This is a genomic window from Paenibacillus medicaginis, from assembly GCF_042138635.1.
GTDB classification, from domain to species: domain Bacteria; phylum Bacillota; class Bacilli; order Paenibacillales; family Paenibacillaceae; genus Paenibacillus; species Paenibacillus medicaginis.
On sequence record NZ_JBHIRY010000015.1, the window covers coordinates 44,411 to 69,551 of the forward strand.

A 25,141-nucleotide genomic window follows, 5' to 3' on the forward strand; every position below is an offset into this window, starting at 1 on the left:
CATCTCCTCTCAAAACGGCGTGCTGCTCAGCTGCAGCGCCACAACCAGCTTGCCCTGGGCATCATGACCGGCCAGAATAAGCCGCTCGGTCTCCTGCTCGTCCCAATGGGTCAATCCTTCTGCATATACCCAGCCTTCTTCTGTCTTCAATCCGACACGGAAGGGGCGGGTTCCCGCTATAGATCCGTGGGAGTAACGGATTTTGGCATTGGAAATAAAGTTGGCTGCAGGATGCTTGGTGCTGTCCCGGTGGGCGGCATACGCTCCCGTGGTCATTTCAAGATGCAGATATATATCCTGATCCTTTAAGGCGTCAATCTTGTGCTGTACCAGCTCCTGATCGATTAACTGCATGTTATCCCCTCCATAGTTCTCTATTTTAGCATACAGGGTATACAAACTCCTATAGAAATCATAGAAGCGGTGGAAACGAAAGAAAAAACTGCCCCCGCGTCCTGTGAGTGCGCGAAGAGCAGTCCGAATGATCAGCCTGATCAAGGCTTTTCCATTATTGTGCCGGTGTGTATTTAATATAGTCATAGTATGCGCGCACAGGCGAGCCCGGATAAACAAAGTCACCTGTCCAGTATTTGGCTGCATCATTGGCGCCTGCCCAGAAGTTAACCATAATATGGCCTGGTCTGGAAGGCAGCTTGCCGCGTGATCCATTCTCGGTATGCACCAGTTTGCCGTCCACATACCATTTGATCGAGGTCGGAGACCATTCAAAGGCATACGTATGAAAAGCAAGTGATGCATCGAACCCCAAATTGATCACCGTGCTGTGTTCTCCCACACCATCCGTATAATAGTTGGTCTCCAGCTTTGTTGTGTCTTTGCCCAGAATTTCAATGTCAATCTCGTCGTTCAATCCCTGTCCGGTCGGATCGGAGTAGGTAAACAGCGAGGTCACCAGCCCTGTTCCTTTCGCTACTTTCATACGTGCCTCTACACGCCCGTAACCATACGTATCCTCATTCGTGGCATACTCCCCGGAAGCATACGGCTTTCCGTTACAGCCCGCAGGACAGTTCGATTTGTCCAGTTTAAGAGCCATAATGCCATTGTTAAATTCAATATTGTCCGCCTGCCAGAAAACTCCGAAATCCTCACCATTTCCCCAGCCGTCCGATGTGTAAAAGCGATCATTATTCACTGCATTCAACGGTTCATTAAACGCCCCCGCCGCAGATGCCGGCACAGCCAGCAGCAGGCTGCTGCAAGCCAGTATCATCGCTATCCCTTTGCGCAATCTTTGGTGAATTTTGTCCTTTTGCATCACGAACAGCTCCATTTCTTAATGGATTTTTTGAAAAAAGTTCGGGAGATACTGCTGATTCTGCTCCAGCATGTCTTCAAGCATCCGTTCGGCTTCATTGACGGAGCTGGTCAGCGGATGATGGGCCAGCGCCGAAAGCGCAAGTCCCCGGTCGCCGGTGACGGCAGCCTCGATAGCGAGCCGCTCATACGTTTTCACCGCCATAATCAGTCCCTTGACGGCTTCCGGAACGACCGTCACCGGCTGTGGAACCGGCCCATCCTTCGTGACTGTACAGTTCACTTCAATGCAGGCGTCGTCCGGCAGAAAGCTTAAAATCCCTTGATTGGAAACATTCAGGGTTTGTGTATCTCCGGAATCATTGTACAGAGAATTCATTAAATGTACGGCCGCCTCCGAATAGTAGGCGCCACCGCGCTGCTCCAGCTGTTTGGGCTTTTCCTGCAAATCCGGATTCTGATAAATTTCGAACAGCTCGCTCTCCAGACGCTTCACGGTTTCGGCCCGGTTCTCACCTTTTGCTGCCGCTTCCATCTGCTCTGCCAGCATTTCACGCTGCAGGTAGAAGTATTTCAGATAATAGGAAGGAATCGCCCCGATGGATTGCAGCAGCGTACCGTTCCACGCGAACTGGGGAACATTTTTCGCCGAATAACCTTCCCGGTTGCCCAGCAGCTCCTCCAGCTTGGACTGGCCGTCCACCGTAATCTGGCTAATCCAGTGCAAGTGGTTCAGTCCGACAAATTCACAGTAGATGCGGTCCATCGGCACATTATAGAGCGAGGACAACCACTTATAGGCTCCAATCGGCGAATTGCACAGGCCAACCGAGCGGATGCGGGAATGCTTGAGGATGGCCTCTGTCACCATTCCCGCCGGATTGGTGAAGTTCAGCAGCCAGGCATCCGGGCACACCTCTTCCATCTCCCTGCAAAGATCCAGCAGCACCGGAATCGTACGCAGGGCTTTCATCATGCCCCCCGGTCCGGTCGTTTCCTGTCCGATCATGCCATATTTCAACGGAATGGATTCATCCCGGGCCCGGGCATCAAGCAGTCCTACCCTCATCTGGGTCGAGACAAAGGTGGCTCCTTCCAGCGCGGAACGGCGATCCATCGTCATTCTGAGCTTGATCGGCAGACCGGACGCAGCAATCATGCGCTCAGCCAGTTGCCCCACGATGGTCAGCTTGTGAAAGCCCTCCGGAATATCCACCAGCACAATCTCCGTTACAGGGAGCGTTTCATAATTAAGTATAAATCCTTCAATCAGTTCCGGCGTATAGGATGACCCGCCGCCAATCACTGCGATTTTCAACTGCTTGCTCATGCTTCAACCTCCCTGACTGACAAGCCGTCATCCAGACGTTCGTATACCGGCTCGGCAACCTGACGCCCCGCCCGCTCCATCGCGAGCAGAACGGCCCCGGCAGCCGGCTCCATGGCCAGTCTGCGCAGACTGCAACCCGATGCGGCTGTCTTCACAATGTTTTCGATATAAGGAATAACGTACCGGCTGTCACCACGGGTAAGCACACTGCCGACAAGCACCAGATCAAAGCTGTCCTGGGTCATTTCCAGCTTATGAATCACCGCAGCTGCGGCGATACCCAACTCCTCCCCCTGCCGCTGCAGGATGCGCCGTGCCGCTTCGTCATGCTCCGCTACCTGGAACAGCACCTTGGCAAGGTATCTCGGTATCTCCTTGCCATGATCCAGAAAATCATGGAACATTCGCTCCACCGACGGATATCCCAACGTCTGCAGCACAGCACCGGTTAGCAATGTTGGCTGCTCCCTTCCTTCCCAGGCCCGGATGACGGTCCGAAACACCTCTACCGCGAGGCCGCTGCCTCCACCAAAATCCCCGTAGTTATAACCGAATCCACCACATTGCAGCGATTCTCCATGCTTGTTGACCCCAAAGCAGTTCGTGCCGCTGCCGCACACGACGACCACGCCATCCTGCTGCCGCGTGCCCGCTCTGAGTCCAATCACGGTGTCACACACAATATCGCGGGCCGGAAAATCCAGCTCCGCTATCATCGGTCTGAGGATGCGGAAGTCCGCTTCGCGGTCCGCTCCCGCCAGCCCGAACATGGCAAACTCAATCTGCTCCTTCACAAGTCCTGCCTGGAACAGGGCTTCCGCAACCGCTTCACGGATGCTGCGACGTGCCAGTTCTACCCCTACCTGATGGTTGCCGCAGCCGCTCATTCCCCTGCCCACGATCTGTCCCTGCTCATTCGACACGACCGCCAAGGTTTTGCTGCCACCACCGTCTACACCCAAGTAATAGTTCAATGCTCTCTCTCCTATTTCAGCTTGCTTAGATTCTCCTGCCATCTTGCTGTCTTGTACTTCAGCAGCCGTTCATACCCGGCCTGCTGCGCGTCCGCTTCCGCCTGATCCAGCATGGCAAGCACCTCGTCTTCAGATTTGGCGGTCATGACGGAAGCGGCAAAGGCTTTATCATAAATATCCAGCACGCTTTGTGCCACAATGCCCTCGTCTGAATCCCCGGCAGGATCAAGGTTCGTGAATTCCGTCGTATTGTACTGCGTTTTCCATGTTATCTCTGACTGCCAGCGCGACTCCCAGTTTTGCTTTTCAGGCGGCAGTGTCTTTTCGAACTTCATCTTTGAATTATCTACATACACCGTATTGCCGACCCACTGGAGATTCACGGTTGAGTTCATGAACTCGTCACGGGCCTTGGTATCATTAACGTATTTCTCTGTAAACAGCGGAGCTTCGTCCTCGTCGGCACCGTCCCAGAACGTGCCCTCAGGTCCCCACATGATGACCCGCTGCCCTTCAGGTCCTGTCATCCAGTCCAGGAAGGCGAAGATGGCTTCCGGATTTTGCGCCGATTGGGTAATGACGCTTACGTTCCAGCCCTGCTGCTTATAATCTCCAGGGAAAATATTATTCTTATCAAGGCCCTGCTTGCGGATCGGCCAGATCATGAAATAACCTGCCTCCGGGTCTTCGGCTGACAGTATCGCATTTCCGATCGCACCATACTCGGTCGGACTGGATGCGGCATATACGGCAACCTGGCCGTTGCGGATCTTTTGCTCAATCTGCTCTGGTTTCTGGGTAAAGGCATCCTGGGTGATCAATCCTTCCCGGTACAGCTTATTCGCCAGCTGCAGGCCTTCACGGTAAGCCGGGTCTTTAAAAATGGATGTTAACTGATCCCCGTTTGGCACGGCCTTCATGCTGTTAAACAAATACGGGCGTTTTTCGGCAAAGGCGGTGGTGAGGATATCCACTCCATTCGCCTTTTCACCCACTTCAAACGGAATGACATCAGGGTATTTTGCCTTCACCATTTTCAGATAGGCATAAAAATCATCCGTCGTTTCCAGCGAAGGTGAACCCAGCTCGTTATAAATCTTCTTGTTCACCACATAACCCGCGTTGCCGTTCGGCTGTGTCGTATACCAGTTCGGGAACTGATACAGCTTGCCATCCGGGGAACGCAGCATATCCAATGTAGATTCTCCTGCCCATTTCTGCAGATTGGGATATTTATCGAGATAGTCATCAAACGGAACCAGCATGCCAGCCTCACCGGTTCACCTTCAGCAGTTGCGGGACCTTCTTCGCCGCCACCTGAACCCGAGCATCCGGTCAAAGCGAGCATAGCGACAAGCAGGACTGACAGAGAAGACAGAAACGTGTTCTTTTTCCAACCATCCATGGTACCTTCCCCCTTGTATGCACTTGCGGTGAACAAATAAAGCGTGGTCAATCGACCGGCTACTCCTTCAACGATCCGATCATGACCCCTTTAACGAAATATTTCTGCACAAACGGATACACAAGCAGGATCGGTACGGTCGCCACCATCATCGTAGCCATGGAGAGCGACTTGGTGGTTACACTCTTCATCTGGTTCAAATGGCTTGCCGCCGCAGAATCCATTTGGGACATCTGCTCTTTCATGATGTTGGAATTGAGGATCTGCTGCAGCTTGGTTTGAATGGGCAGCAGGTCCAGATTGGTGATATAGATGCTGGGGGCGAACCAGTCATTCCAATGATAGACTGCAGTAAACAGGGACAGGGTCGCCAGCACCGGCCCCGACAGCGGCAGGATGATGCGGAAAAATACCCCCCAGTGCGAACAGCCGTCGATCCGCGCCGATTCATCAAGACCGTCAGGCATGCCCATAAAAAATGCCCGGAAAATAATCATGTTCCACACGCTGATAATACCGGGAATAATCATGACCCAGAACGTATCGATAAGATGAAGCTCACGGATAAGCAGATAAGTCGGAATCAATCCCCCGCTAAAGTACATGGTGATGACACAGAGGATCATATAAAACTTGCGCCCCATCAACTCCCGCTTGGTCATGCCGTAGGCAAAGACGGCTGTCGCAACAATGGACAAAATCGTGCCAGTCACTGTCCGCAGCACCGATACGATAAACCCGTCGATCAGCCGCTTATCTTTGAACACGACCGCGTAGTTCTCCAGCGTAAAGGCTCTGGGCCAGAAGGTAACGCCTCCCCGCAGCGTATCGTTCCCGTCATTAAACGAAATGACCGCCGCGTTCCAGAACGGATAAAAGGCAGCGAAGCCGAGCAATGTCAGCAAAACATAGATGATAAACGTCAGCACCTTGTCTCCCAGGGTCAGCTTCATGCATCTCCTCCTTTCTGCCGAATCTCCCGGACCACGTCCGGTTTACCACAGGCTATTGCCGGATTTGCGGGCAGCATAATTGGCGGCTGCCAACAGCCCGACACTGATCAGCGCCTTGAATAATCCGACAGCGGTGGCATACGAATAACGCGAATTCTGTATCCCCACCCGATACACGTAGGTATCGATCACATCCCCTACGTCCCGCAGCACCGGATTTGCGCCGAGCAGCAGGATATCGTCAAAGCCCGCATTCAACAGATTGCCGATGGCGAGTATCATAAACACGATAATAACCGGCATAATGGAGGGAATCGTGATCGAAAAGATTTGCCGCAGACGGCTTGCCCCATCCATCGCTGCGGCTTCATACAGCTGCGGATTAACACCCGCAATGGCCGCCAGATAGACGATGGAGGCGAAGCCAATCTCCTTCCAGACGCCGGTGGTCACCAGGATGGTCCAGAAGTATTCGGGCAACGACAGGAAATTGATGGGTGCTTCGATCAGGTTCAATTTCATCAGCGCAATGTTGAGGCTGCCGTTATCTGTAGACAGCAAGGATACGACAAAGCCGGAGACGATGACCCAGGACAGAAAATGGGGAAGATAGCTGATCGTCTGAATCGTCCTTTTGAATACCCTGTTGCGGATCTCGTTCAGCATCAGCGCGAGAATAATGGGCGCAGGGAAACCGACCAGCAGCTTCAGCAGGCTGATGACAACAGTGTTCCTTATGATCTTCCAAAACTCGGGTGCATGGAAGAACATTTCGAAATGCTTGAAGCCTACCCATGGACTTGCCAGAAAGCCTTTGAACATGTTGTAATCCTGAAAGGCCATCAGCACCCCATACATCGGGACGTAGCTGAACACGATAATGAAAAGCAGCGCAGGCACAACCATCAGCTGAATTTCCCACTGCCGGGCAAATCTGACCAGCCGTCCCGGCTTTCGATAGGCTTCGCTGTCCGGGTTGGCCGCCAATTGCCGCTCCGTACGAACGCCGCTCTGCAGAAACGTCCCCCCCTTTAACAGGAACTCTGCGGCTTCTGTTTGTCAGAACCGCGTCAATCAACCTGTCTTTCCTTCTTATTTTACAAGGCGAAAACAATACATTTCTTCTGTTAAACGTCTGTAAAGTTACGTTATCTTACTGGATTTTTAATTATATTGACCCAATGAGGGAGAATCCTATCTTTCGGTGTCAACTGTGAGTGATATTTTATTAGGAAATGGCTATTTTTGAAGCGTGGGGGTATGATGCTGCCGCATTCTGGCATGCTTCGGGGATTGGCCGATGTGCTTTTTGAACAAATGATTGAAATTGGACAGGCTGCGGAAGCCGCATTCCATGGCAACATCCATGATCTTCATCTGCGTCTGCTCCAGCAGCATCAGCGCATGCTCCAAACGCAGCTGAATCAGGTATTCCAGGGGAGAAGTGCCAACAGCCCGGCGAAAAATATCGCTGAACCTGGACGGACTGAGGTAGACAATGGCAGCAAGCTCCTCCAGGGTCCATGGGTGGGAAAGCTTTTCTTCCATGGCGTGGATGACCTGACGCATTTTTTCAAGCTGAAGCGAGCTGACGTTCGCACTGCTGCACTGTCTGGCGTCTTCCAGACGGAAATAACGGTTCACACAGGAAAGAAAGCGCAGCAAGTGGGCATACACCAGGGAAATATACGATGGACGGGCTTGCTCATGCTCCTGCTGCATCTCCAGCAAAAGCGTACGCAGCTCCCCGATATGCGGCGAAGTGCGGTCAAGCAGGTTGGTGAAATGGCTGCCCATATCCTTGTAAGGGGAAAGAATCTCCGGATCATAACGCAGGCTGCTGACAAACCAGGACATATCAAATTCAATGACCATGATGACAAGGTCCTTCACTTCATACGCGCAGTGCAGATCATTCGAATTAATCAACAGAATGTCTCCCTGCTGGAATTCAAACCTTTTACCGTTAATGATGTAGTATCCGGAGCCGGACTTAATATAATTGATCTCCAGCACATCATGCCAGTGCAGCTTCTGGTATGGGGAGCTGACGCCGATGGTGTCTGCAATGTAAATCGGGTATTTTTTGTCCAGGTTCACTTTCTCTCTGGGAATGATCTCTCCGGTGCGGGCTAATGTCATGACGGCTCACTCCTGTACGGTATGGATTATACATAGGATACCATCTTTCCGCCCTGCTGTAGGAGAGCTACGCCAAATTTTCCCCAAAACGAAAAAAAGCGCCATCGTCTCCGATCCGCTTTTTATGCTTGATTTTATGCAGTTTTTCCAGCTTGGTGGGGGTAGTTCGTACGTGCTGCGACAGAGCGCCGTACTGGTCATTCGTTTTCCGATTGTCCGCAAAGCTGCGCTTTCCCGCTCGCTCTGCTTGGGTTATGGCCTTTTGAGTCTTGGTGCGGGCCATGATCATTCACTCTCCTTAAAAGAAATAGCTTACATATATACTATACGTAGTCATAGATGTTCATGCAACGTAAAAAGTCCAATGGAACAGCACAGTCTTGAAGCTGGCCGACTGCAAAGTAAAAGAAGCAGAAAAGCTTTGCCCATTTCAGGCCCGCCCGTTATACTGAAATGAGGCTGCTTTACACTTGTAAAACATATCAACTGCATACATGGAACTGGGTGCTCCATCTACAAGGATGGCTGCTTAATAGGGAAGTCCGGTGTAATACCGGCGCGGTCCCGCCACTGTAACAGAGGAGTCGCAGCAAGTGCCACTGGGTTTATAACCCGGGAAGGCCGCTGCAAGGATGATGATTCTGGAGCCAGGAGACCTGCCCGTTCGACAACACAGCAATGCCTACGGAAGATAGGAAGGTGTTACAGGAGTCCGATTTTCATTGAAAATCAGTCTATTTGGAGCGACTTTTTTTCCGTTTCTACACGGGAGAAGTCGCTCTTTTTGCTTGTGTATTTTTCAACATGCTGTTACGCAGCAGTATTTACTACCCTCAGGAAAGGACGGCGAATGGCGTGAGCCGATATATTGTCCACAGATTGCTTCAGCTGGCCGCCGTGCTGCTGGGCATTTCGTTCCTGACCTTCCTGCTCACCTACCTGTCGCCAGGTGATCCTGCACGATTGATGCTGATGTCTACAGGAGTTACTCCCTCAGAGGAACTGGTCGCACAGGTGCGGACGGAGCTGGGGCTGGACGAGCCTTTCCTTGTGCGGTATGGCTCATGGGTCCTGCGTGCGCTGACCGGTGATTTTGGCATGTCCTATAAATACGGATATCCGGTGACAGAGGTCCTGCTGTCCAGAATGCCTGCTACGCTGGAACTGGCCGGTGCCGCTCTGCTGCTGGTGGTGCTGATCTCCTTTCCGCTAGGGATGACAGCTGCAATGCAACCGAATCGTGCAAAGGACTATTTTATCCGTGTGTTTTCCTTTGCAGGGCTTTCCATGCCGAGCTTCTGGCTAGGGCTGTTGCTAATGCTGCTCTTCGCAGTCAAGCTGCAGCTGCTGCCGGTCATGGGACGTTCAGGAGTCCGCAGCCTGATCCTCCCAGCCTGTACGCTGGCTGTGCCGTTGATTGCACAGTATAGCAGGCAGATTCGCACGGTGCTGCTGGAGGAAATGTCCCAGGATTATGTGATCGGGGCTAAGGCGCGCGGTGTGCGGGAGGGCACGATCATGCTGCGGTATGTTCTGCCGAATGCACTGCTGCCGCTAATGACTTTGCTCGGGATGTCTGCAGGCACTTTACTTGGCGGCGCAGCGATCATAGAGAGTGTGTTCGGCTGGCCGGGTGTGGGTCAGTTAGCGCTGGAGGCGATCATCGCACGTGACTATCCGCTGATTCAGGGCTATGTCATCTGGATGGCCGTCATCTATGTATCTATTAATTTGGTCGTGGATGTATGGACACATCTCCGGGACCCGCGGCTCAGACTTGGAGAGGACGTATAAATGAGAATGCTGATACAGCAACTGGCACAGTTATGGATACAGCAGCGGCTATTCTCCATCTGGTTAGGACTGGCCGGACTATGGCTGGTGCTGGCCATAGTCGCACCTTTACTGGCTCCCCATGATCCCTTTGCAACAGACTTCACGAAGGTGCTGCATCCTCCGGACAGGCAGTACCCCTTGGGAACGGATCAACTGGGACGCTGTGTGCTGTCACGGGTGCTGTACGGGGCAAGGACCTCCTTGCTCATGACCTTCATTTTGGTTGCGGTTGTGGCTGCGATTGGCGTGACGGTTGGTGCTCTGGCAGGTTATGCGGGCAAATGGGTGAATAGCGTGCTTATGCGGCTCGCGGACACACTGATGGCATTTCCGGGAATTATTTTTGCCATTGCGGTTGCGGGTATGCTTGGTCCCGGTCTGATTCATACCGTAGTGGCACTCTCCGTCGTGTGGTGGGCTAAATATGCCCGTATGGTGCGCAGTCTGGTCATTCAGCAGAAGCAGAAGGAATACATCACTGCCGCTGCGCTCGGCGGGGCACGGCCTGTCCGTATTCTGATGCGCTATATTCTGCCCAATGTGCTGCCACCGCTAATCGTCATGGCGATGATGGATATCGGCGGCATGTTATTGTCCATCTCGGGCTTGTCCTTTCTCGGACTCGGCGCACAGCCGCCGGAGCCGGAGTGGGGAGCACTGTTGAACGAAGGACGAAGATATATGCAGACCGCACCCTGGCTGCTGATTTATCCGGGTCTTGCTATTTTTTGCACGGTCATGATCTTTAATCTGCTGGGGGACAGCCTGCGTGACGTGCTTGATCCCAGACATAAGCGCTAGCATGAGGAGAGATATAATGAATAGGCGGAACAAAGCTTTTTACACGAATCGATTTGGAAGTATGTCTGTATGGGTGTTGATGGTGGTGCTGCTGTCTGCATGTGGAGGGGGAACGGCGGGCAATTCCGGCTCTGGCGGTGCAGAGAGTACACAAGCTGCTGGAGCTGCGGGGTCTGCGGCAACAGGAAATGAGGCAACTGCAGGCACGCACCTGAATGTGGCATTGTTCTGGCTGGGGACAAATCTTGATCCGGCAGAGGAATGGAACGGCTGGACGCTGACACGCGCGGCCATCGGTGAGACGCTTATCCAGTTCAATGAGAAGATGCAGATGGTTCCCAAGCTGGCAGATCGCTGGGAGCGTCAGGATGATAAGACCTGGCTATTCCATATCCGTGAAGGGGTGACCTTCCATAACGGAAAGCCGGTGACAGCGGAGGCGGTGCAGAAATCGCTTGAACGCTCTCTTTCTCTGAACCCGCGCGGCAAGTCCACGCTCCCGATCGCTTCGATGAGCTCCGAAGGACAGAACCTGACGATCCGAACCCGTGAACCGTACGCATCCTTGCCAGGCAACATTGCCGAGCCTTTGTTTGTCATCGTGGACACCACTGCGGATACATCTGCTTTTGCCCAAAAGCCTATTGCCACTGGCCCGTATATGGTTACTTCCTATACACCGGAGCAGAAGATTGAGACGAAGCGATATGAGGGCTATTGGGGCGGTGCAGCCGAGGTGCAGAGCATTACATTCAAATACATAGCCGACGATAATACCAGAGCAATGGCCCTGCAATCCGGGGAGATTGATGTAGCCAGCAATGTAGGCCGCAGCCAGCTGCCTTTGTTCCAGGACAGCTCCCGTTACAGGATTGATGAGATTCCGGGTCTGCGCACCCAATTTGTCTGGTTCAACTACAAGAATCCGGCATTGAGCGATATCGCAGTCCGCAAAGCGATATCCTACGGCATTGACCGGGAAATGTATGCGGGTACTCTGGTAGGCGGGCAGGCAGCCAAGGGACCGTTCACTTCGGCGCTGCCTTTTGGTTATGACCAGATTACAGGATATACCTATGATCCTGAGCAGGCTAAAAAGCTGCTGAGCCAAGCAGGCTATGAGGATCGTGATGGTGACGGTATCCGGGAAAAGGATGGGCAAAAGCTCTCCCTCCGGCTGATTCTGAATGCCTCATATGAGTCCGATTCCATCGTCGCGGAGGCGATGCAATCCCAGCTGAAAGAGCTTGGTGTTGGTCTGGAGCTGACCTCTTATGAGGATTTGACGGATGCGCAGAAGAGCGGCAACTTCGATCTGGCGCTGACCAGCATCAATACAGGCATTACCGGAGACCCGCAGTATATTCTGGACTTTTACTTCAAGACCGGTGCGGAGTGGAATATCGGAGGTTACAGCAACCCTGAGCTGGACAAGTTAATCAGCAGCCTGTCTTCTGAATTTGATACTGAAAAGCGATACGAGATTGCCGCCAAGGCGCAGCAAATGATTCTGGATGACGCGCCTTACCTGTTCGTGACCTACACGCCAATCAATATTGTGAGCAAGAGCTCGGTTACAGGGGCTGCGATGTATCCAATTGATTTCTATCTGCTGGATCGTAATATTCGGTGGCAGCAATGACGGGAGCTTCCGCTGACAGCATCCGTGATCAGGCTGAGGCGGCGGATGCGCTGCTGCGGGTGGACCATCTGAGTGTCAGCTATTCCTCCAATGAGCGGCCTGCCTTGCACGACGTGAATCTATCCGTGAAGCACGGTGAGGTTGTTGCTCTTGTCGGCGAGAGCGGCAGCGGCAAATCTACCCTGCTGCGGGCCGTGATCGGCCTGCTGGGGGCTGGGGGCTGCATCACGGCAGGAAATATTACGCTGGCTGGCCTCTCGCTTACCGGGCTGAAAGGACGAGGCTGGGAAACCATCCGTGGCCGGCAGATCGGGATGGTATTTCAGGACAGCGGCGCTTATTTGAATCCTATCCGCAAAATTGAAAGTCAATATATTGAGGCCATTCGCAGCCATTTGCGCCTATCGAGACGTGAGGCTTATCAGCTTGCTCTGCAGCATTTGCAAGAGATTGGGCTGAAGGACCCGGAGCGTGTCATGAAGACCTACCCGAATCAGCTCAGCGGAGGCATGAAGCAGCGTACGGCCATTGCCATGGCGATGACATTGCAGCCGAAGCTGCTGCTGGCGGATGAACCGACCAGCGCACTGGATGTGCTGGCACAAGCCAGGGTGCTGGAGCAGCTCAGGATGCTTCGTGACCACCAGCAGACAGGCATGATTCTGGTCACTCATCATATGGCGATTGCGGCCTCTATCGCAGATAAGGTGGGCATTATGAAAGAAGGGGCACTGCTGGAGTGGGGAAATACCGCTCAAGTGCTCCAGGGGCCGCGTAATCCATATACCCGTGAATTGCTTGCCGCCGTACCTGAGCTAAAAGTGGCGGAATGGCATGCGTTGCACAAGTCGGAGAGGCCGTTGCCGGAAATACCGGCTGCGGGGAAAGGGGAAAATGAACATGCTTGAATTGCAGCAATTGACCAAGACTTATCTTTTGCCTGGCGGAAAAAATGTCCCCGCATTGCAGGCGGTCGATCTGATACTGCAGCCGGGAGAATGGCTGGGGATTGTCGGCGAAAGCGGAAGTGGCAAGAGTACGTTGGCACGCTGCATCGCCCACCTGGAGCCGGTCACCTCTGGCCGGATATTGTATCGGCAGCAGGATGTAACAAGCCTGCTGGGCGAAGCGCTGAGGCAGCATTACAGGCAAATTCAGCTTGTGTTTCAGGAGCCGGGCTCCGTGTTCCATCCCCGCATGCGCATCGGCGAGTTTCTGTGCGAGCCGCTTCTCAACTACAAGCTTATGCCAAGGCGGCAGATGGCAGCAGAAATCGGCAGGCAGCTGGAGCGTGTGGGACTCTCTCCTGCTATGGCTGCAAGATACCCTCATGAGCTGAGTGGTGGTCAACTGCAGCGGGTAATGATTGCCCGTGCGATCAGCATTTACCCGGAGGTGATTGTGTTTGATGAACCAACCTCAGCCCTGGATGTATCCAGTCAACAGAAGATTCTGGAGCTGCTGTCCTCCCTGCGCCGGGAGACCGGGGTCAGTGCAATCTTTATTTCGCATGATTTGGCGGTTGTGCAGCAGGTCTGTGAACGGATTGCAGTCATGCAGGAAGGACGGATTGTAGATGTTGTGGCCGACAGTCGCCGGCTCGTTCCCTCCGAGCTCCATCCCTATACACGCAAGCTGATCGATGCAGTGCCGACGATCAATAAACTAATGAATCGCAGTATTCATCACGGATAAACCATAATCGTTAAAGTGCCGATATACATAGAAGAGCATCTCGTGCATCCGGAGGATGTCCGGGAAGCAGCCACTTGGCCTCATATTACAATTTTTCAAAGGAGTGTGCTATAAATGACGCCGTATCTGCTGTTCAAGCTGGCCGGCAAGCCGTTCGCCATAAGCTTTCAGGAAGTTGAAGAAATCCAGAATGCAAAAAAGGGGACCCCCATGCCCTTTTCCCAGCCATGGCATGAAGGTATGATTACTGTAAGAGGATCGCTGCACACCGTGCTGAATGTCCGCAGGATGCTTGACCTGTCGCCACTTGAACAGCCGGAGCAGGACAAAATGATTCTGCTGAGCCGGCATAAGGTGGCGATTCTCGCAGAGGAATTTGCTGACACCCTGATGGTGGGAGAAGCAGATATCCAGGAAAATGACGGGGCGCAGAAGTTTGACCCGATGGTATTTCCGACGCTTGCGGCATCTGGGGAGAGCATGATTCCGCTGCTGGATGTCGATGCACTGCTGGCCTTGTCCAAAGCCGAAGCCTAGATTTCAGCCCTTATCTCGTATTGGAGGAGTTTTATGATTACACTTCGGGAGGCCACATTGCAGGACTTGCCTGAAATGCTCGCGATTTACAACGAAGCTGTTTTGCATTCCACAGCGACCTTTGATCTGGAGGCACAGACACTGGAGGAGCGTGCCATATGGTTCCACAACCATGGCGGCAAATATCCGCTGATCGTGGCCGAACTGGACAGCAAGGTTGCTGGTTACGCTTGTCTGAGTCCGTTCCGGGCCAAACCGGCATACGCCTACTCAACGGAATTGTCGATCTATATCGACGCCGGCTTTCGCGGGTGCGGAGTCGGTAGTGCTCTGATGACCGATATTCTGAACCGCGCTGCCACACTTGGTTATCATACGGTAATTAGCGGACTGGTCGGAGGCAACGAGGCAAGCAGAAGGCTTCATGAGAAATTCGGCTTTGCTTACATAGGAGCTTTTCAAGAGGTTGGATTGAAATTCGGAGAATGGCATGACGTGCATTTTTATCAGCTGTTCACGGACAAAAAATCGTAAAAGTGCGAGTTCAAAAAGTCAGGTTTTCAGCACCGAGAAGGTTGGATGAAGCTAGGGACTGAGGAGCGGAGCGTACTCGGGGTACGTGAGCACCGGAAGGCCCGGCTGAATTCAAGATTCGATGTCGAGTCCGCTTCCTGACTTCCTTCGTGATCAAAAGATGACTTTTTGAACTACCTCTAAAAGAAAGAGGATGAAACAGCAGGGTAACCCCCCATGGTTCATCCTCTTTTTTACTTTCCATTCCCTTATCCCAATACGATCCGGTCATCGGCCAGCTTCTCGCCGCTGATGCGCTCAAACTCGCCGAGCAGCCGCTCCACGGTCAGCTCCTTTTTCTGCTGCTCGTTCACATCGAGGATAATGCGCCCCTTGTCCATCATGATCAGCCGGTTGCCGAGGCGAATAGCCTGCTCCATGTTATGTGTGACCATCAGGGTTGTCAGTTCCATCTCGCGCACAATACTTTCCGTCAGCGTGGTGATCAGTTCCGCGCGGGCCGGATCCAGCGCAGCCGTGTGCTCGTCCAGCAGCAAAATCTGCGGCCGTGTAAACGTGGCCATCAGCAAGCTAAGCGCCTGTCGCTCGCCACCCGAGAGCAGCCCTACCTTGGCGCCGAGCCGATTCTCCAGACCGATACCAAGACGCTGCAGCTGCTCCTTGAACAGCTTGCGCTTAGGGGCGGTAATGCCGAAACCGAAGCCGCGTGATTTGCCGCGCATATAAGCCATCGCCAGGTTTTCTTGAATGGACATCGTCGGCGCGGTGCCAGCCATCGGGTCCTGGAACACCCGTCCGATCCAGCGGCTGCGCTTGAATTCCGGCAGCTGGCTGATATTTTGACCGTCAATGCGGACCTCGCCGGTATCCGGCTTCATTACACCCGAAATAATGTTCATCAGCGTGGACTTGCCAGCTCCGTTGCTGCCGATGACCGTCACGAAATCTCCGGGTTTCAATTGCAGATTGGCACCGATGAGGGCGATCTTCTCATCCACTGTTCCGGGATTGAACAGCTTTGACACATTCATAATATCCAGCATCAGCGTCCGCCTCCCGTGTTATGATTTGCCGCGCCCAGCAGCTCCGCCGAGCGCTTCTTCGCCATGCTTTTCTGCTTCAGCACCCGCCGCACCGTCGGGAAAACAAGCGCGATAATGACGATAATGGCCGTAATCAGCTTCAGGTCGGACGTTTCGAACCAGTCGATGCGCAGGGCAAAGGTTACAACGATCCGGTAGACGATCGAGCCGAGAATAACTGCCAGCGTTGCACGGAACACCGTACGAGCGCCAAAGATGGCTTCCCCGATAATCACTGAGGCCAGACCAATCACGATCATGCCGATGCCCATTGTAATATCGGCAAAACCCGCCTGTTGGGCGATAAACGCACCCGACAGCGCCACCAGCCCGTTGGACAGGCTGACACCAACAATCGTGGTCGTATCCGTGTTTGCGCCAAAGCTGCGAATCATACGTTTGTTATCGCCGGTTGCGCGCAGCGCCAGACCGAGGTCTGTTTTCATAAACAAGTCCAGCAATATCTTAACAATAATCACAATAACCAGCATAACAAACGTAATCGACGAAATTTCCCATACCTTTCTGGGCAGACCGGAGAATACTGTATCCGTGCCAAGCAGCGAAATATTCGGCTTGCCGCCGAGAATGCGCAGGTTGATGGAATAGAGTGCAATCATCATCAGAATCCCGGAAAGCAGTCCGTTAATTTTTCCTTTGGTGTGTAATAGTCCTGTACATGCCCCCGCCACAAGACCACCCGCAAACGCCGCCAGACAAGCGACCCATGGCGAGGAACCGTTTGATATCATGACCGCTGCGATAGCGGCTCCGGTAGTAAAGCTCCCGTCCACCGTCAAATCAGGAAAATCTAGAATGCGGAACGTAATATAAACGCCGAGCGCCATCAGCGCGTACAGCAGCCCTAGCTCTATCGCCCCAAATACACCACTCACAATGGAAATCCTCCTTGTACAAAAAAAGATAGGGCGATCTCTAGGAGCCGCCCTCAATTTCGTTACTCACTTTCTATATGGCCCGCATGAAAGGCCGTGACCTGCTATTTTTAATTATTCAATAATATTGTTGTCCGGGTCCTGCACCTTGGACTTCATAGAATCCGTCACTTCAACCCCCTGCTCTTTCGCCGCTTTCACGTTCAGGATCAGGTCGAGCTTATCAGGGAAGGAAACAGGCATATCCCCAGGGTTGGCCCCATCCTTCAAAATTTGGGCCGCCATTTGGCCTACCTGATACCCGTGATCATAGTATTTGAAGCCAACGGTTGCCATGGCCCCCTTCTCAACCGTATCACGGTCGCTGGAGAAGAAAGGAATGTCGTTGTCATTGGCCACCTGAATAATCGTATCTACGGCGCTGACCACCGTGTTGTCCAGCGTGATGAAGAACGCATCAGCCTTGCCGACGAGCGAATCCGCAGCCTGCTTCACCTCGGAGGTATTGGTCACAGACGCTTTGACCAGCTTGATGCCATGAGACGCCAAAGCCTTCTCCGCATTTTCCGCCATCACAACCGCGTTCGGCTCCCCTTCGTTAAGGATGAGGCCGACAGTTTTGACGTCAGGCAGCTCCGAAGCGACGAAATCCATCAGTTGCACAACCGCCTCCGGATTCGTATCCGAAGCTCCTGTAACGTTAGCGCCCGGCTTCTCCAGGTCACCTACGATTTTGGCGCCAAGCGGATCGGTAACGGCCGCGAACAACACCGGCTTGTCCTGAACCTGCTGTACGAGCGCCTGTGCAGGCGGTGTTGCAATGGCGAGCGCGAGATCGCTGTCGCTATCCGCGATCTTCTGCGCGATTGACAGGTTCGTCGTAGCATCCCCTTGCGCATTGTTATAATCCACTGTCAGGTTCTTACCTTCTTCAATACCGGCGTCCTTAAGGCCGGCCAGGAAGCCTCTGCGGGTTTCGTCCAGAGACGGGTGCTCTACAATTTGCGAAATAGCAACCGTATATGCTTTTCCTGCTGCGCTGCCGCCGCTTTGCTCCGTTCCCCCAGCCTGTTCTCCGCCGCTGCCGTTGCCGCCACAGCCTGCTGCAGTCAGCAGAAGGCCTGCCAGCGTCAGGGACATCCATACCTTTTTCATATTACCAAACCCCTCTCTTTAATTAACCAATAGTTATAAGAAAATGTTCATCTTGCTGCATTATTAAGCATGATTGATTCGACGCTTCTACGCATCGTTGCTTTTATCAGACAAAGCGACAATTTAAGCAAAAATGCTGCCGGGTCTGCCGACAACATATACAGGCGTTGATTTTTTAATATTAAGCGGTAATGTCACACTCGTCAATTGGTAATAAAGCAAAAAAGCCCTGATCCAGGAAAGAAAACAGCTTCCTTAGCAATCAGGGCGTTTCTAAATATGCGCTTTTCAAATCAATGCCCCGTACCTGTCCATTACCAGCCGATGGCCGCTCCATCACAACGGGGGTCTGTACCGCCGATGCGGAAGCCGTTGTCGTCGATCATAATCGCATGTGCATGTCCCACGACTCCGGCAAAATCCTGCACGGTGTTCACCACATGCCCGGCCTGCTGCAAGCGTCGCCGCACTTCCTCGGCGATCCGCCCCTCCAGTCGCAGCTCCTGCGTGTCATCCCCCCACGTTCTGCCCCACACCCAGCGTGGTGCATGTACGGCGGTCTGCGGGTCCATGCCGTAATCGACCATACGTGTGAGCAATGCGGTTTGCGTCTGGGGCTGGCCCTCTCCTCCCTGGGTGCCGTACAAAATATATGGCTTCCCGTTCCGGCAGGCCATGGCCGGCATCAGCGTATGAAACGTCCGCTTGTCAGGCTCCAGCCTGTTCACATGCGACGGATCAAGGGAAAAGAATGAGCCCCGGTTCTGCAGCAGAATGCCGGTATCTCCCCCAATCACGGCCGAGCCGAATTCAAAATACAAGCTCTGGATAAAAGAGACGGCATTGCCCTCTGCGTCCACCACCGCCGCGTATGCCGTATCATTGCCTACCGGCTCCGTATCCATCGGCAGCGACCGTTCCATATCGATACAAGCCGCCAGTTGCGTGGCGTACGACTTGGACAACAGATGCTCCAGCGGGATGGAGGAAAAGCACGGGTCTGTCAAATAATGGTTGCGGTCACGGAAGCTCAGCTTCAGCGCCTCCACAAGCAGATGATAGTATTCATACGAGCCATGCTCGATGCTGCGCAAATCAAACTGTTCGAGAATATGAAGCGCCATAATACCGGCAAAGCCCTGCGAATTGGGCGGCACCTGGTACAGGTCGAGGCCACGGTAACTGCCTTTAAGCGGCTCCACCCATTCCCCCGTATGCCGCGCAAAATCCTCCAGTCTCAGCAGACCACCCTGTTCCGCCAGTGAACGCACAATCTCCTGGCCAATACCGCCTGTATAAAATGCGTCCCGGCCCTCACCTGCGACCTGCTGCAGGCTTCTTCCCAACGCGGATTGGATAAAGCGGCTTCCCTGCTGCGGGACCTTGCCTCCGGGCAGGTAAATGGCGGCCGTCTGTGAATAAGCCGCCAGGACATCAAACCGCTCGGCGGTAGTCACATGCTGGTCCGGCGACAGCGGGAAGCCCTCCAGCGCATAGCGGATTGCCGGCTCAAGCACCCCCGCCAGCGTCATTGAACCGTATGCCCGCAGGACAGCATCCCAGCCGTCCACCATGCCCGGCACAGTGATGACGCTGCGGGGACCCCGCTGCGGGATGGCGGCTTCGCCTGTAAAACACGTAGCGGTGACCCGGCCACCCGAACGGCCGCTTGCGTTATAGGCCCTGACCTTTCCCTCCCGACTGCTGTAAGTCAGCCAGAAGGCATCACCGCCCAATCCTGTCATATGGGGATAGACAACGGCAAGACAGGCGCTCACCGCCACCGCCGCGTCAAAAGCATTGCCGCCCTGCTGCAGAATGCGCGATCCGGCCGCGCTTGCCAGATAATGAGGACTGACGACCATCGTCTGTGTGCCTGTGACCGGTGTCATGCTCATAGGTTCCCCCTTACCTCCGGAACCAGCGCGGCGACCCAATCCAGCAGGCGGCGGTCCTGTCCCGGGCCCGCGATGACGGAGATACCGACAGGACAGCCCTCCGCCTCGGCGGCGGGAATCGTGATCTGCGGCAGCCCCGCCAGACCGGCAATAGAGGTCAGCTGCATCGTTCTGGATCTGCGCTCCTCCAGCTGCGGCCCCTGCTGTCCAAGCGCCGGCGCCGCTCCGGTGGTGGTCGGAATGACCAGCACACCATCCTCCCGCAGCAGGTCAACCAGCGCTTGCCGCACCTGCTGGCGACGTCCTTCTGCCTTCTCAAAGTCCGCCCGCTCAATCGTACCGGCCCATGAGAAGCGCTGGGCGATATCCGGCCCGAATACAGGCTGCTCACGCTCAATCCAGGCACCATGCTCCTGCCAAATCTCATAACCCTGAATCGTTCTGAACAGGGTCATCCATTCAGACAGCCCCTCCGGCGCCAGCTGCACAGACTCATGATTTCCGCCTGAGCCAAGCAGCAAGTTCAGATACGGAGCAAGCGCCTCTGCGCTTTCCCGGTCCGACAGTTCCCAGGCGTCTTCGGCAGTCATGACCCTGCGAAAGCCGGAAGCCCCTGGTGTGGACGACGGCAGCAGCACATCTCCCACGCTCCGCAACATCTCGGGATTACGCGTCATCCAGCCAACGGTATCAAAGCTGACGGCAAGCGGGACCACCCCCGCCACGGTCACGCTCCCGTGCGTCGGGCGCATTCCATATACGCCGCAGTAGGAAGCCGGGACACGCACCGATCCCCCGGTATCCGTCCCCAGCGTAAAGTCGGCAAGCCCGGCGGCAACGGCGACCGCCGAACCGCTAGAGGACCCGCCGGGGATGCAGCCGGGAGCCTTGGGGTTCACTGGAGTCCCGTAGTGGACATTCTCCCCGTTCAGGCTGAACATCAGCTCATCCGTATGCGTCGTGCCTGTCAGCCGTGCCCCCGCCTGCAGCAGCAGGCTCACCGCTTCCGCGTGCGTCTCAGCCGGACCGTGCGTCTCCAGCCAGCGCGGATTGCCCGCACCGTTCGTGCAGCCGCGTACTGCAAACACGTCCTTGACCATAAAGCTGCTTCCGCTGAGCGTTCCCTGTCCTGCAGGCTCTACTATCACGGGACTGACGACGGCATTCCATTGATCTTTCATTGGACCCTTCATCCTTTCGCTCCTTCTCCAGGATTTTGTCCAATCATAATGCCTGAATTTGCTGGTGTACATCATATGCATCAATTTTTGGATGTCGTACTAATTCCGGGACGTCAGGTTGTTACCCAAACAGAAATTCTGCTGCTGTAATTTAAAGCAAAGGCTGCGACTCACTCATCTTCTCCAAACAGCTCTCTAATCATTTTCTCCTTATTGTTCAGAAACTCTTTCATAATGATATAGTGATCCGTTTCCTCCAGCGCCTTGATTTCGATGCCGTCCGGATGCAAATTATAAATACAGGCCCCCGGGTAGGCCATCAGAATCGGCGAATGTGTGGAAATGATAAACTGGGAATTCTGCCTGACCAGCTCATGAATGCGTGCCAGCATGGCCATCTGCCTTAGCGGGGATAACGCGGCCTCCGGCTCATCCAGGATGTATAGGCCGTTACCGCCGAAGCGATTCATGAAGGCCGCGAAAAAAGACTCCCCATGTGACTGTTCATGCAGCGATTTCCCTCCGTACGAGGCTTTAATAGGCGGTCCGAAGCCCAGTTCTCTGTCCATCTCGTCAATGTTCGTCGCCACATTATAATAACTCTCCGCCCGGAAAAAGAAGCCGTCGCGCACTCTGCGCGTCCCGCGTACCAGCCGTATATACTCATGCAGCTCTGAATGTGTGGCCTGAGTTGAGAACGAAAAGTTTTTCGTTCCTCCCTCCGCATTGAACCCCCACGCAACAGCAATGGCTTCCAGCAGGGTGGATTTCCCCATTCCGTTCTCGCCTACGATATAAGTGACACCGGGGTCAAATGGCAGCTCTTTCAGATTCCGAATCGGCCCAAGATGAAACGGATACTCTGCAAAAGACGGAACACGGCTTCTATCCAGCCCGATTTTTCTCAGAAAAGGCTCCCGCCCCTGCTCATACACTAACTCATCACTCCTAACGGGTTTAATTCTGCCAATCTCTAATTGCTAATTCTATTTTTCCGTTCCACTATGATAATGTATAGATTATACAATAATTTTAAACGCTTACAGCTAGGACTTCAAACTAACCGGTTCGACCGGCTACAAGGAGATGATGGATATGGATTTTGATCACAGTCTGGAGAAATACGCGGAATTGACCGTGCAAGTTGCGGTAAACCTGCAGCCTGGGCAGGAGCTGTGGATTCAGGCGCCCATCCATTCGCCGGAGCTCGTCCGGCTCATTAGCCGCAAGGCTTACGGGAAGGGGGCTTCCCAGGTGCATATCGAGTGGGTTGACGAGACGAGCACCAAGCTGATGTACGAGCTGGCCCCTGAAGAGGGACTGGGGAAATTCCCGCGCTGGAAGGCACAGGCTTATGAAGAGATTGCGGAGAAAAACGGGGCCTTTCTGTTCATCCAATCCAGCGATCCGGAGCTGCTGTGTTCCGTTGATCCACGGCGCATCGCCCTTCGTTCAAAGGCTGCGGGTGAAGCCTTGAAGAAGTGGGAGGATTATGAGGTCTCCTACAAAATGACCTGGTCCATTATTGCCGTCCCTTCACTCGCATGGGCACGCAAGGTTTATCCGGAACTGGAACCGGAAGACGCCGTGAACTCCCTTTGGCAGGCGATATTCCGCGCCGTACGGATTGACCGCCCGGATCCGGTACAGGCTTGGCACCATCATAATGAATCCCTGCGCAAGCAGAGAGAACAGCTAACCGCCAAGCAGTACAGCAGGCTGCATTACCGTGCTCCCGGCACCGAACTGACGGTTGAGCTGCCGGGCTCCCACATCTGGCGTGGCGGAGCGGCGGATAACGAGCAAGGGCATGCTTTCAATCCCAATGTGCCAACCGAGGAGGTCTTTGTTACGCCGCATCAAGCAGGGACGAACGGTGTCGTTCGCAGCACCAAGCCATTGAGCTACCGCGGCAGCCTGATCAATAACTTTACACTCCGCTTCGAGCAAGGCAGGGTAGTGGATTTTGAGGCAGAGGAAGGTTATGAAGCATTGAAAAACATGCTTGACATGGATGAAGGAGCGCGTTATCTGGGAGAAATTGCGCTTGTTCCGCATAGCTCGCCCATTTCCAGCGAAGATCTGATCTTTTATAATACCTTGTTCGATGAAAATGCGTCCTGCCATCTGGCGCTTGGCCGCGGTTTTACTTCCTCCCTGGAGTACGGACGACTGCTTTCCAACGAACAGCTGGCGGCGGCGGGAATCAACCAAAGCCTCATCCATGTCGATTTCATGATCGGGTCCGCGTCCATGGACATCGACGGAGAGACACAGGATGGACGGATAGAGCCGATTTTCCGCAACGGCGGCTGGGCGCTCAATGAAGAATGAACCTCCCCTGCTTACGCTTCACTTAGAAGTAGGGGCTTCTTACCAGCCACACCGTTACTTTCTGCAAACAAATAGGTTGGCCATTTGCTTTCGCTGCCGGCAGCGGAAATCTAACGGGGTGGTTCAGTAAGCAACACTTTTGCAAGTGGGTGGGAACTCACCGTCTACTACTTCTCGCTCATCTAAGCGATCCGTAGATACTTGATCGATTTCGTTTCACCCAAATATCGGATTTCTCCATGCAGATATTTGGATAATATTCCTTTGCTTCCATGAACGTCCCGATGTTCTTCATAGCCGCAGGAACAGGTATAGTTTCTTGTAGAAGTCTTTTTTCTTCTACCGCAACAAGGACATTGTTGACTTGTGTAGCTTTCATCCACCTGTTTCACGCTTGTTCCATGGGCTTCTAACTTGTATTCGAGTTGTTTCCGGATCTTGCCGAAGCTCCAATTGGATAACTTTTGCGTGACGGTCTTGCTTCTCTTCTTTTTCGTATGACGCTGCACGCCCTCCACTTGGCCTATAACGACTTCCTTGACGTCATTTTCCGTACACCACTGCACAAATTGCCGGGTTGTTTTATGAATGACATCCTGGAGCTGGCGTTCGCTTTTGCCAAGGATGTACATTTTGGCTTTCTTGTACTTTTTCCATTGCCGGCTGCCTTTCTGGCATTTGCTCATCCGCTTCTGGATTTCGGCAAGTTTCTTGTTGCGAAGCCGATGAATGCTTCTGGCTTTTCTTCCCGTGATGATAATCGACTGATTTGCGGTAGTTGTCGCCGCAATCGAGTGGATTTCTCCCAAATCCACACCTACAATTTCGCTGCCCTCGTTGACTTTGGCCACTTCCCCATCCTCATAGCAAAGAGAAACCATCAGTTTTCGATCGTACACCAGTTCGATTTCTTTGATCTCGGCATCAGGCAAGTCAGCCACGACGATCTGAATCGGTTGCTGGCGCTTGCCGTTCTGAATGCCTAAGCTTAATTGGATGCTGTTGCCCTCGATTTTGAACGATTGGTCTACCCATTTCGTGTTGAAAACCTTCTTCTTTTTGTAGGGGTATTTGGTCTTTAGTCCTTGCCTTTTCGCTTGCCTTGTGCTCTCTCGGGCAAACAAATATTTATGACAAACAGCCTGTACAGATTGTGAATGCAGGGGGAACTGATTTTTTATAGCGGCTTGAAGTTTGGTTTGTCCAATCCATTTTCCATCGTGTTGTAGAGAATAGTGCTTGGCGATGGACAGACACTCATTCCAGATTTCGGCTGAAACCCTGTTGCACGCGAAAAGTCGGTCCAGATCGGATTTGGAAGTTCGGAATGCGGTTTTGACACAGCGAATCACTCCGTTTTCACCTCCTTCCCTGGATGCTCAATATAGGTTTTCCATACTTCCTGAGGGGCGCCGCCCACGGTAATCAGACAGTAACTTTACAACCAGAAATGTTCTTTCCACAGTTT

23 protein-coding genes, 1 pseudogene and 1 riboswitch are annotated in these 25,141 nt (G+C 53.5%); of the genes and pseudogenes, 8 read left to right on the forward strand and 16 right to left on the reverse strand.

All coding sequences use genetic code 11. From position 1 onward, the window contains the following. Positions 1-9 precede the first annotated feature (9 nt). The 9 genes and pseudogenes from ACE5LO_RS15705 to brfA all read right to left on the reverse strand — a co-directional run bounded on the left by ACE5LO_RS15705 (position 10) and on the right by brfA (position 8,365). On the reverse strand, positions 10-354 hold the full coding sequence (locus ACE5LO_RS15705; RefSeq protein ID WP_375520958.1) for a YojF family protein: 345 nt from the start codon (positions 352-354) through the stop codon (positions 10-12). A 154-nt stretch (positions 355-508) separates the two neighbouring features. Further along, positions 509-1,279: a beta-glucanase gene (bglS, locus tag ACE5LO_RS15710; protein WP_375520959.1), complete on the reverse strand. Its 771-nt coding sequence runs from the start codon at positions 1,277-1,279 to the stop codon at positions 509-511. An 18-nt stretch (positions 1,280-1,297) separates the two neighbouring features. After that, positions 1,298-2,608, reverse strand: coding sequence for a 6-phospho-beta-glucosidase (locus tag ACE5LO_RS15715; protein WP_375520960.1), 1,311 nt, complete (start codon positions 2,606-2,608; stop codon positions 1,298-1,300). Continuing rightward, positions 2,605-3,582: an N-acetylglucosamine kinase gene (locus ACE5LO_RS15720; protein ID WP_375520961.1), complete on the reverse strand. Its 978-nt coding sequence runs from the start codon at positions 3,580-3,582 to the stop codon at positions 2,605-2,607. Before ACE5LO_RS15720 ends, ACE5LO_RS15715 begins: the two co-directional genes overlap by 4 nt. Positions 3,583-3,593: 11 nt before the next feature. Further along, a pseudogene (locus ACE5LO_RS15725) lies at positions 3,594-4,856 on the reverse strand (extracellular solute-binding protein); the annotation flags it as partial. A gap of 190 nt (positions 4,857-5,046) precedes the next feature. Next, on the reverse strand, positions 5,047-5,940 hold the full coding sequence (locus tag ACE5LO_RS15730; RefSeq protein WP_375520962.1) for a carbohydrate ABC transporter permease: 894 nt from the start codon (positions 5,938-5,940) through the stop codon (positions 5,047-5,049). A gap of 42 nt (positions 5,941-5,982) precedes the next feature. Next, on the reverse strand, positions 5,983-6,846 hold the full coding sequence (locus ACE5LO_RS15735; RefSeq protein ID WP_375521046.1) for an ABC transporter permease: 864 nt from the start codon (positions 6,844-6,846) through the stop codon (positions 5,983-5,985). 333 nt (positions 6,847-7,179) lie between these two features. After that, positions 7,180-8,082, reverse strand: a complete 903-nt coding sequence (locus tag ACE5LO_RS15740) for an AraC family transcriptional regulator (protein WP_375520963.1) — start codon at positions 8,080-8,082, stop codon at positions 7,180-7,182. Between the two features lie 67 nt (positions 8,083-8,149). Continuing rightward, entirely contained in the window at positions 8,150-8,365 is a 216-nt protein-coding gene (brfA, locus tag ACE5LO_RS15745) for a ribosome rescue factor BrfA (RefSeq protein ID WP_375520964.1), read from the reverse strand. 201 nt (positions 8,366-8,566) lie between these two features. After that, positions 8,567-8,760: riboswitch (cobalamin riboswitch) on the forward strand. Between the two features lie 177 nt (positions 8,761-8,937). On the opposite strand from brfA, the gene nikB reads away from it, so the two are divergent. From nikB to ACE5LO_RS15780, 7 genes are all read left to right on the forward strand, one after another. Next, entirely contained in the window at positions 8,938-9,876 is a 939-nt protein-coding gene (nikB, locus tag ACE5LO_RS15750) for a nickel ABC transporter permease (RefSeq protein WP_375520965.1), read from the forward strand. Beyond that, complete coding sequence (gene nikC / locus ACE5LO_RS15755) at positions 9,877-10,719, forward strand: nickel transporter permease (RefSeq protein ID WP_375520966.1); 843 nt, start codon at positions 9,877-9,879, stop codon at positions 10,717-10,719. A gap of 16 nt (positions 10,720-10,735) precedes the next feature. Further along, complete coding sequence (locus ACE5LO_RS15760) at positions 10,736-12,361, forward strand: ABC transporter substrate-binding protein (protein WP_375520967.1); 1,626 nt, start codon at positions 10,736-10,738, stop codon at positions 12,359-12,361. Next, positions 12,358-13,269, forward strand: coding sequence for an ABC transporter ATP-binding protein (locus ACE5LO_RS15765; protein ID WP_375520968.1), 912 nt, complete (start codon positions 12,358-12,360; stop codon positions 13,267-13,269). The genes ACE5LO_RS15760 and ACE5LO_RS15765 overlap by 4 nt, the downstream gene beginning before the upstream one ends. Next, positions 13,262-14,056 (forward strand): ABC transporter ATP-binding protein, encoded by a 795-nt coding sequence (locus tag ACE5LO_RS15770; RefSeq protein WP_375520969.1) that lies wholly within the window; start codon positions 13,262-13,264, stop codon positions 14,054-14,056. The genes ACE5LO_RS15765 and ACE5LO_RS15770 overlap by 8 nt, the downstream gene beginning before the upstream one ends. 114 nt (positions 14,057-14,170) lie before the next feature. Then, a complete protein-coding gene (locus ACE5LO_RS15775) occupies positions 14,171-14,593 on the forward strand; it encodes a chemotaxis protein CheW (RefSeq protein WP_375520970.1) in 423 nt (140 codons plus the stop codon). 33 nt (positions 14,594-14,626) lie between these two features. Then, the gene (locus tag ACE5LO_RS15780) at positions 14,627-15,127 is read left to right on the forward strand and encodes a GNAT family N-acetyltransferase (protein WP_375520971.1); all 501 of its coding nucleotides are present in this window, start codon (positions 14,627-14,629) and stop codon (positions 15,125-15,127) included. Between the two features lie 248 nt (positions 15,128-15,375). On the opposite strand, the gene ACE5LO_RS15785 is transcribed toward ACE5LO_RS15780, so the two are convergent. The 6 genes from ACE5LO_RS15785 to ACE5LO_RS15810 all read right to left on the reverse strand — a co-directional run bounded on the left by ACE5LO_RS15785 (position 15,376) and on the right by ACE5LO_RS15810 (position 22,274). Then, positions 15,376-16,170: an ABC transporter ATP-binding protein gene (locus ACE5LO_RS15785; protein ID WP_375520972.1), complete on the reverse strand. Its 795-nt coding sequence runs from the start codon at positions 16,168-16,170 to the stop codon at positions 15,376-15,378. Further along, positions 16,170-17,057: an ABC transporter permease gene (locus ACE5LO_RS15790; RefSeq protein ID WP_375521047.1), complete on the reverse strand. Its 888-nt coding sequence runs from the start codon at positions 17,055-17,057 to the stop codon at positions 16,170-16,172. Before ACE5LO_RS15790 ends, ACE5LO_RS15785 begins: the two co-directional genes overlap by 1 nt. A 162-nt stretch (positions 17,058-17,219) precedes the next feature. Beyond that, positions 17,220-18,260, reverse strand: coding sequence for an ABC transporter substrate-binding protein (locus tag ACE5LO_RS15795; RefSeq protein ID WP_375520973.1), 1,041 nt, complete (start codon positions 18,258-18,260; stop codon positions 17,220-17,222). Between the two features lie 314 nt (positions 18,261-18,574). Then, on the reverse strand, positions 18,575-20,158 hold the full coding sequence (gene ggt / locus ACE5LO_RS15800) for a gamma-glutamyltransferase (protein ID WP_375520974.1): 1,584 nt from the start codon (positions 20,156-20,158) through the stop codon (positions 18,575-18,577). Continuing rightward, positions 20,155-21,339, reverse strand: coding sequence for an amidase (locus ACE5LO_RS15805; RefSeq protein WP_375520975.1), 1,185 nt, complete (start codon positions 21,337-21,339; stop codon positions 20,155-20,157). The genes ggt and ACE5LO_RS15805 overlap by 4 nt, the downstream gene beginning before the upstream one ends. A gap of 170 nt (positions 21,340-21,509) precedes the next feature. After that, positions 21,510-22,274, reverse strand: coding sequence for an AAA family ATPase (locus ACE5LO_RS15810; protein ID WP_375520976.1), 765 nt, complete (start codon positions 22,272-22,274; stop codon positions 21,510-21,512). Between the two features lie 160 nt (positions 22,275-22,434). Here ACE5LO_RS15810 and ACE5LO_RS15815 point away from each other — a divergent pair, with 160 nt between their 5' ends. Beyond that, positions 22,435-23,673 carry an aminopeptidase gene (locus tag ACE5LO_RS15815; RefSeq protein WP_375520977.1) on the forward strand — a complete coding sequence of 413 codons (1,239 nt, stop codon included), beginning with the start codon at positions 22,435-22,437 and terminating at the stop codon, positions 23,671-23,673. A gap of 182 nt (positions 23,674-23,855) precedes the next feature. Here ACE5LO_RS15815 and ACE5LO_RS15820 read toward each other — a convergent pair whose 3' ends face one another. Beyond that, a complete protein-coding gene (locus tag ACE5LO_RS15820) occupies positions 23,856-25,025 on the reverse strand; it encodes an RNA-guided endonuclease InsQ/TnpB family protein (RefSeq protein ID WP_375520978.1) in 1,170 nt (389 codons plus the stop codon). Positions 25,026-25,141: the final 116 nt, after the last annotated feature.

Coding starts and splice junctions, on each gene's coding strand:
- ACE5LO_RS15780 (WP_375520971.1), top strand. CDS start 14,627: ATGATTACACTTCGGGAGGCCACATTGCAGGACTTGCCTGAAATGCTC.
- ACE5LO_RS15795 (WP_375520973.1), bottom strand. CDS start 18,260: ATGAAAAAGGTATGGATGTCCCTGACGCTGGCAGGCCTTCTGCTGACT.
- ACE5LO_RS15805 (WP_375520975.1), bottom strand. CDS start 21,339: ATGAAAGATCAATGGAATGCCGTCGTCAGTCCCGTGATAGTAGAGCCT.
- ACE5LO_RS15775 (WP_375520970.1), top strand. CDS start 14,171: ATGACGCCGTATCTGCTGTTCAAGCTGGCCGGCAAGCCGTTCGCCATA.
- ggt (WP_375520974.1), bottom strand. CDS start 20,158: ATGAGCATGACACCGGTCACAGGCACACAGACGATGGTCGTCAGTCCT.
- ACE5LO_RS15735 (WP_375521046.1), bottom strand. CDS start 6,846: ATGGTTGTGCCTGCGCTGCTTTTCATTATCGTGTTCAGCTACGTCCCG.
- ACE5LO_RS15705 (WP_375520958.1), bottom strand. CDS start 354: ATGCAGTTAATCGATCAGGAGCTGGTACAGCACAAGATTGACGCCTTA.
- bglS (WP_375520959.1), bottom strand. CDS start 1,279: ATGCAAAAGGACAAAATTCACCAAAGATTGCGCAAAGGGATAGCGATG.
- brfA (WP_375520964.1), bottom strand. CDS start 8,365: ATGGCCCGCACCAAGACTCAAAAGGCCATAACCCAAGCAGAGCGAGCG.
- ACE5LO_RS15730 (WP_375520962.1), bottom strand. CDS start 5,940: ATGAAGCTGACCCTGGGAGACAAGGTGCTGACGTTTATCATCTATGTT.
- ACE5LO_RS15790 (WP_375521047.1), bottom strand. CDS start 17,057: ATGGCGCTCGGCGTTTATATTACGTTCCGCATTCTAGATTTTCCTGAT.
- ACE5LO_RS15770 (WP_375520969.1), top strand. CDS start 13,262: ATGCTTGAATTGCAGCAATTGACCAAGACTTATCTTTTGCCTGGCGGA.
- ACE5LO_RS15815 (WP_375520977.1), top strand. CDS start 22,435: ATGGATTTTGATCACAGTCTGGAGAAATACGCGGAATTGACCGTGCAA.
- ACE5LO_RS15765 (WP_375520968.1), top strand. CDS start 12,358: ATGACGGGAGCTTCCGCTGACAGCATCCGTGATCAGGCTGAGGCGGCG.
- ACE5LO_RS15760 (WP_375520967.1), top strand. CDS start 10,736: ATGAATAGGCGGAACAAAGCTTTTTACACGAATCGATTTGGAAGTATG.
- ACE5LO_RS15740 (WP_375520963.1), bottom strand. CDS start 8,082: ATGACATTAGCCCGCACCGGAGAGATCATTCCCAGAGAGAAAGTGAAC.
- ACE5LO_RS15785 (WP_375520972.1), bottom strand. CDS start 16,170: ATGCTGGATATTATGAATGTGTCAAAGCTGTTCAATCCCGGAACAGTG.
- ACE5LO_RS15715 (WP_375520960.1), bottom strand. CDS start 2,608: ATGAGCAAGCAGTTGAAAATCGCAGTGATTGGCGGCGGGTCATCCTAT.
- nikC (WP_375520966.1), top strand. CDS start 9,877: ATGAGAATGCTGATACAGCAACTGGCACAGTTATGGATACAGCAGCGG.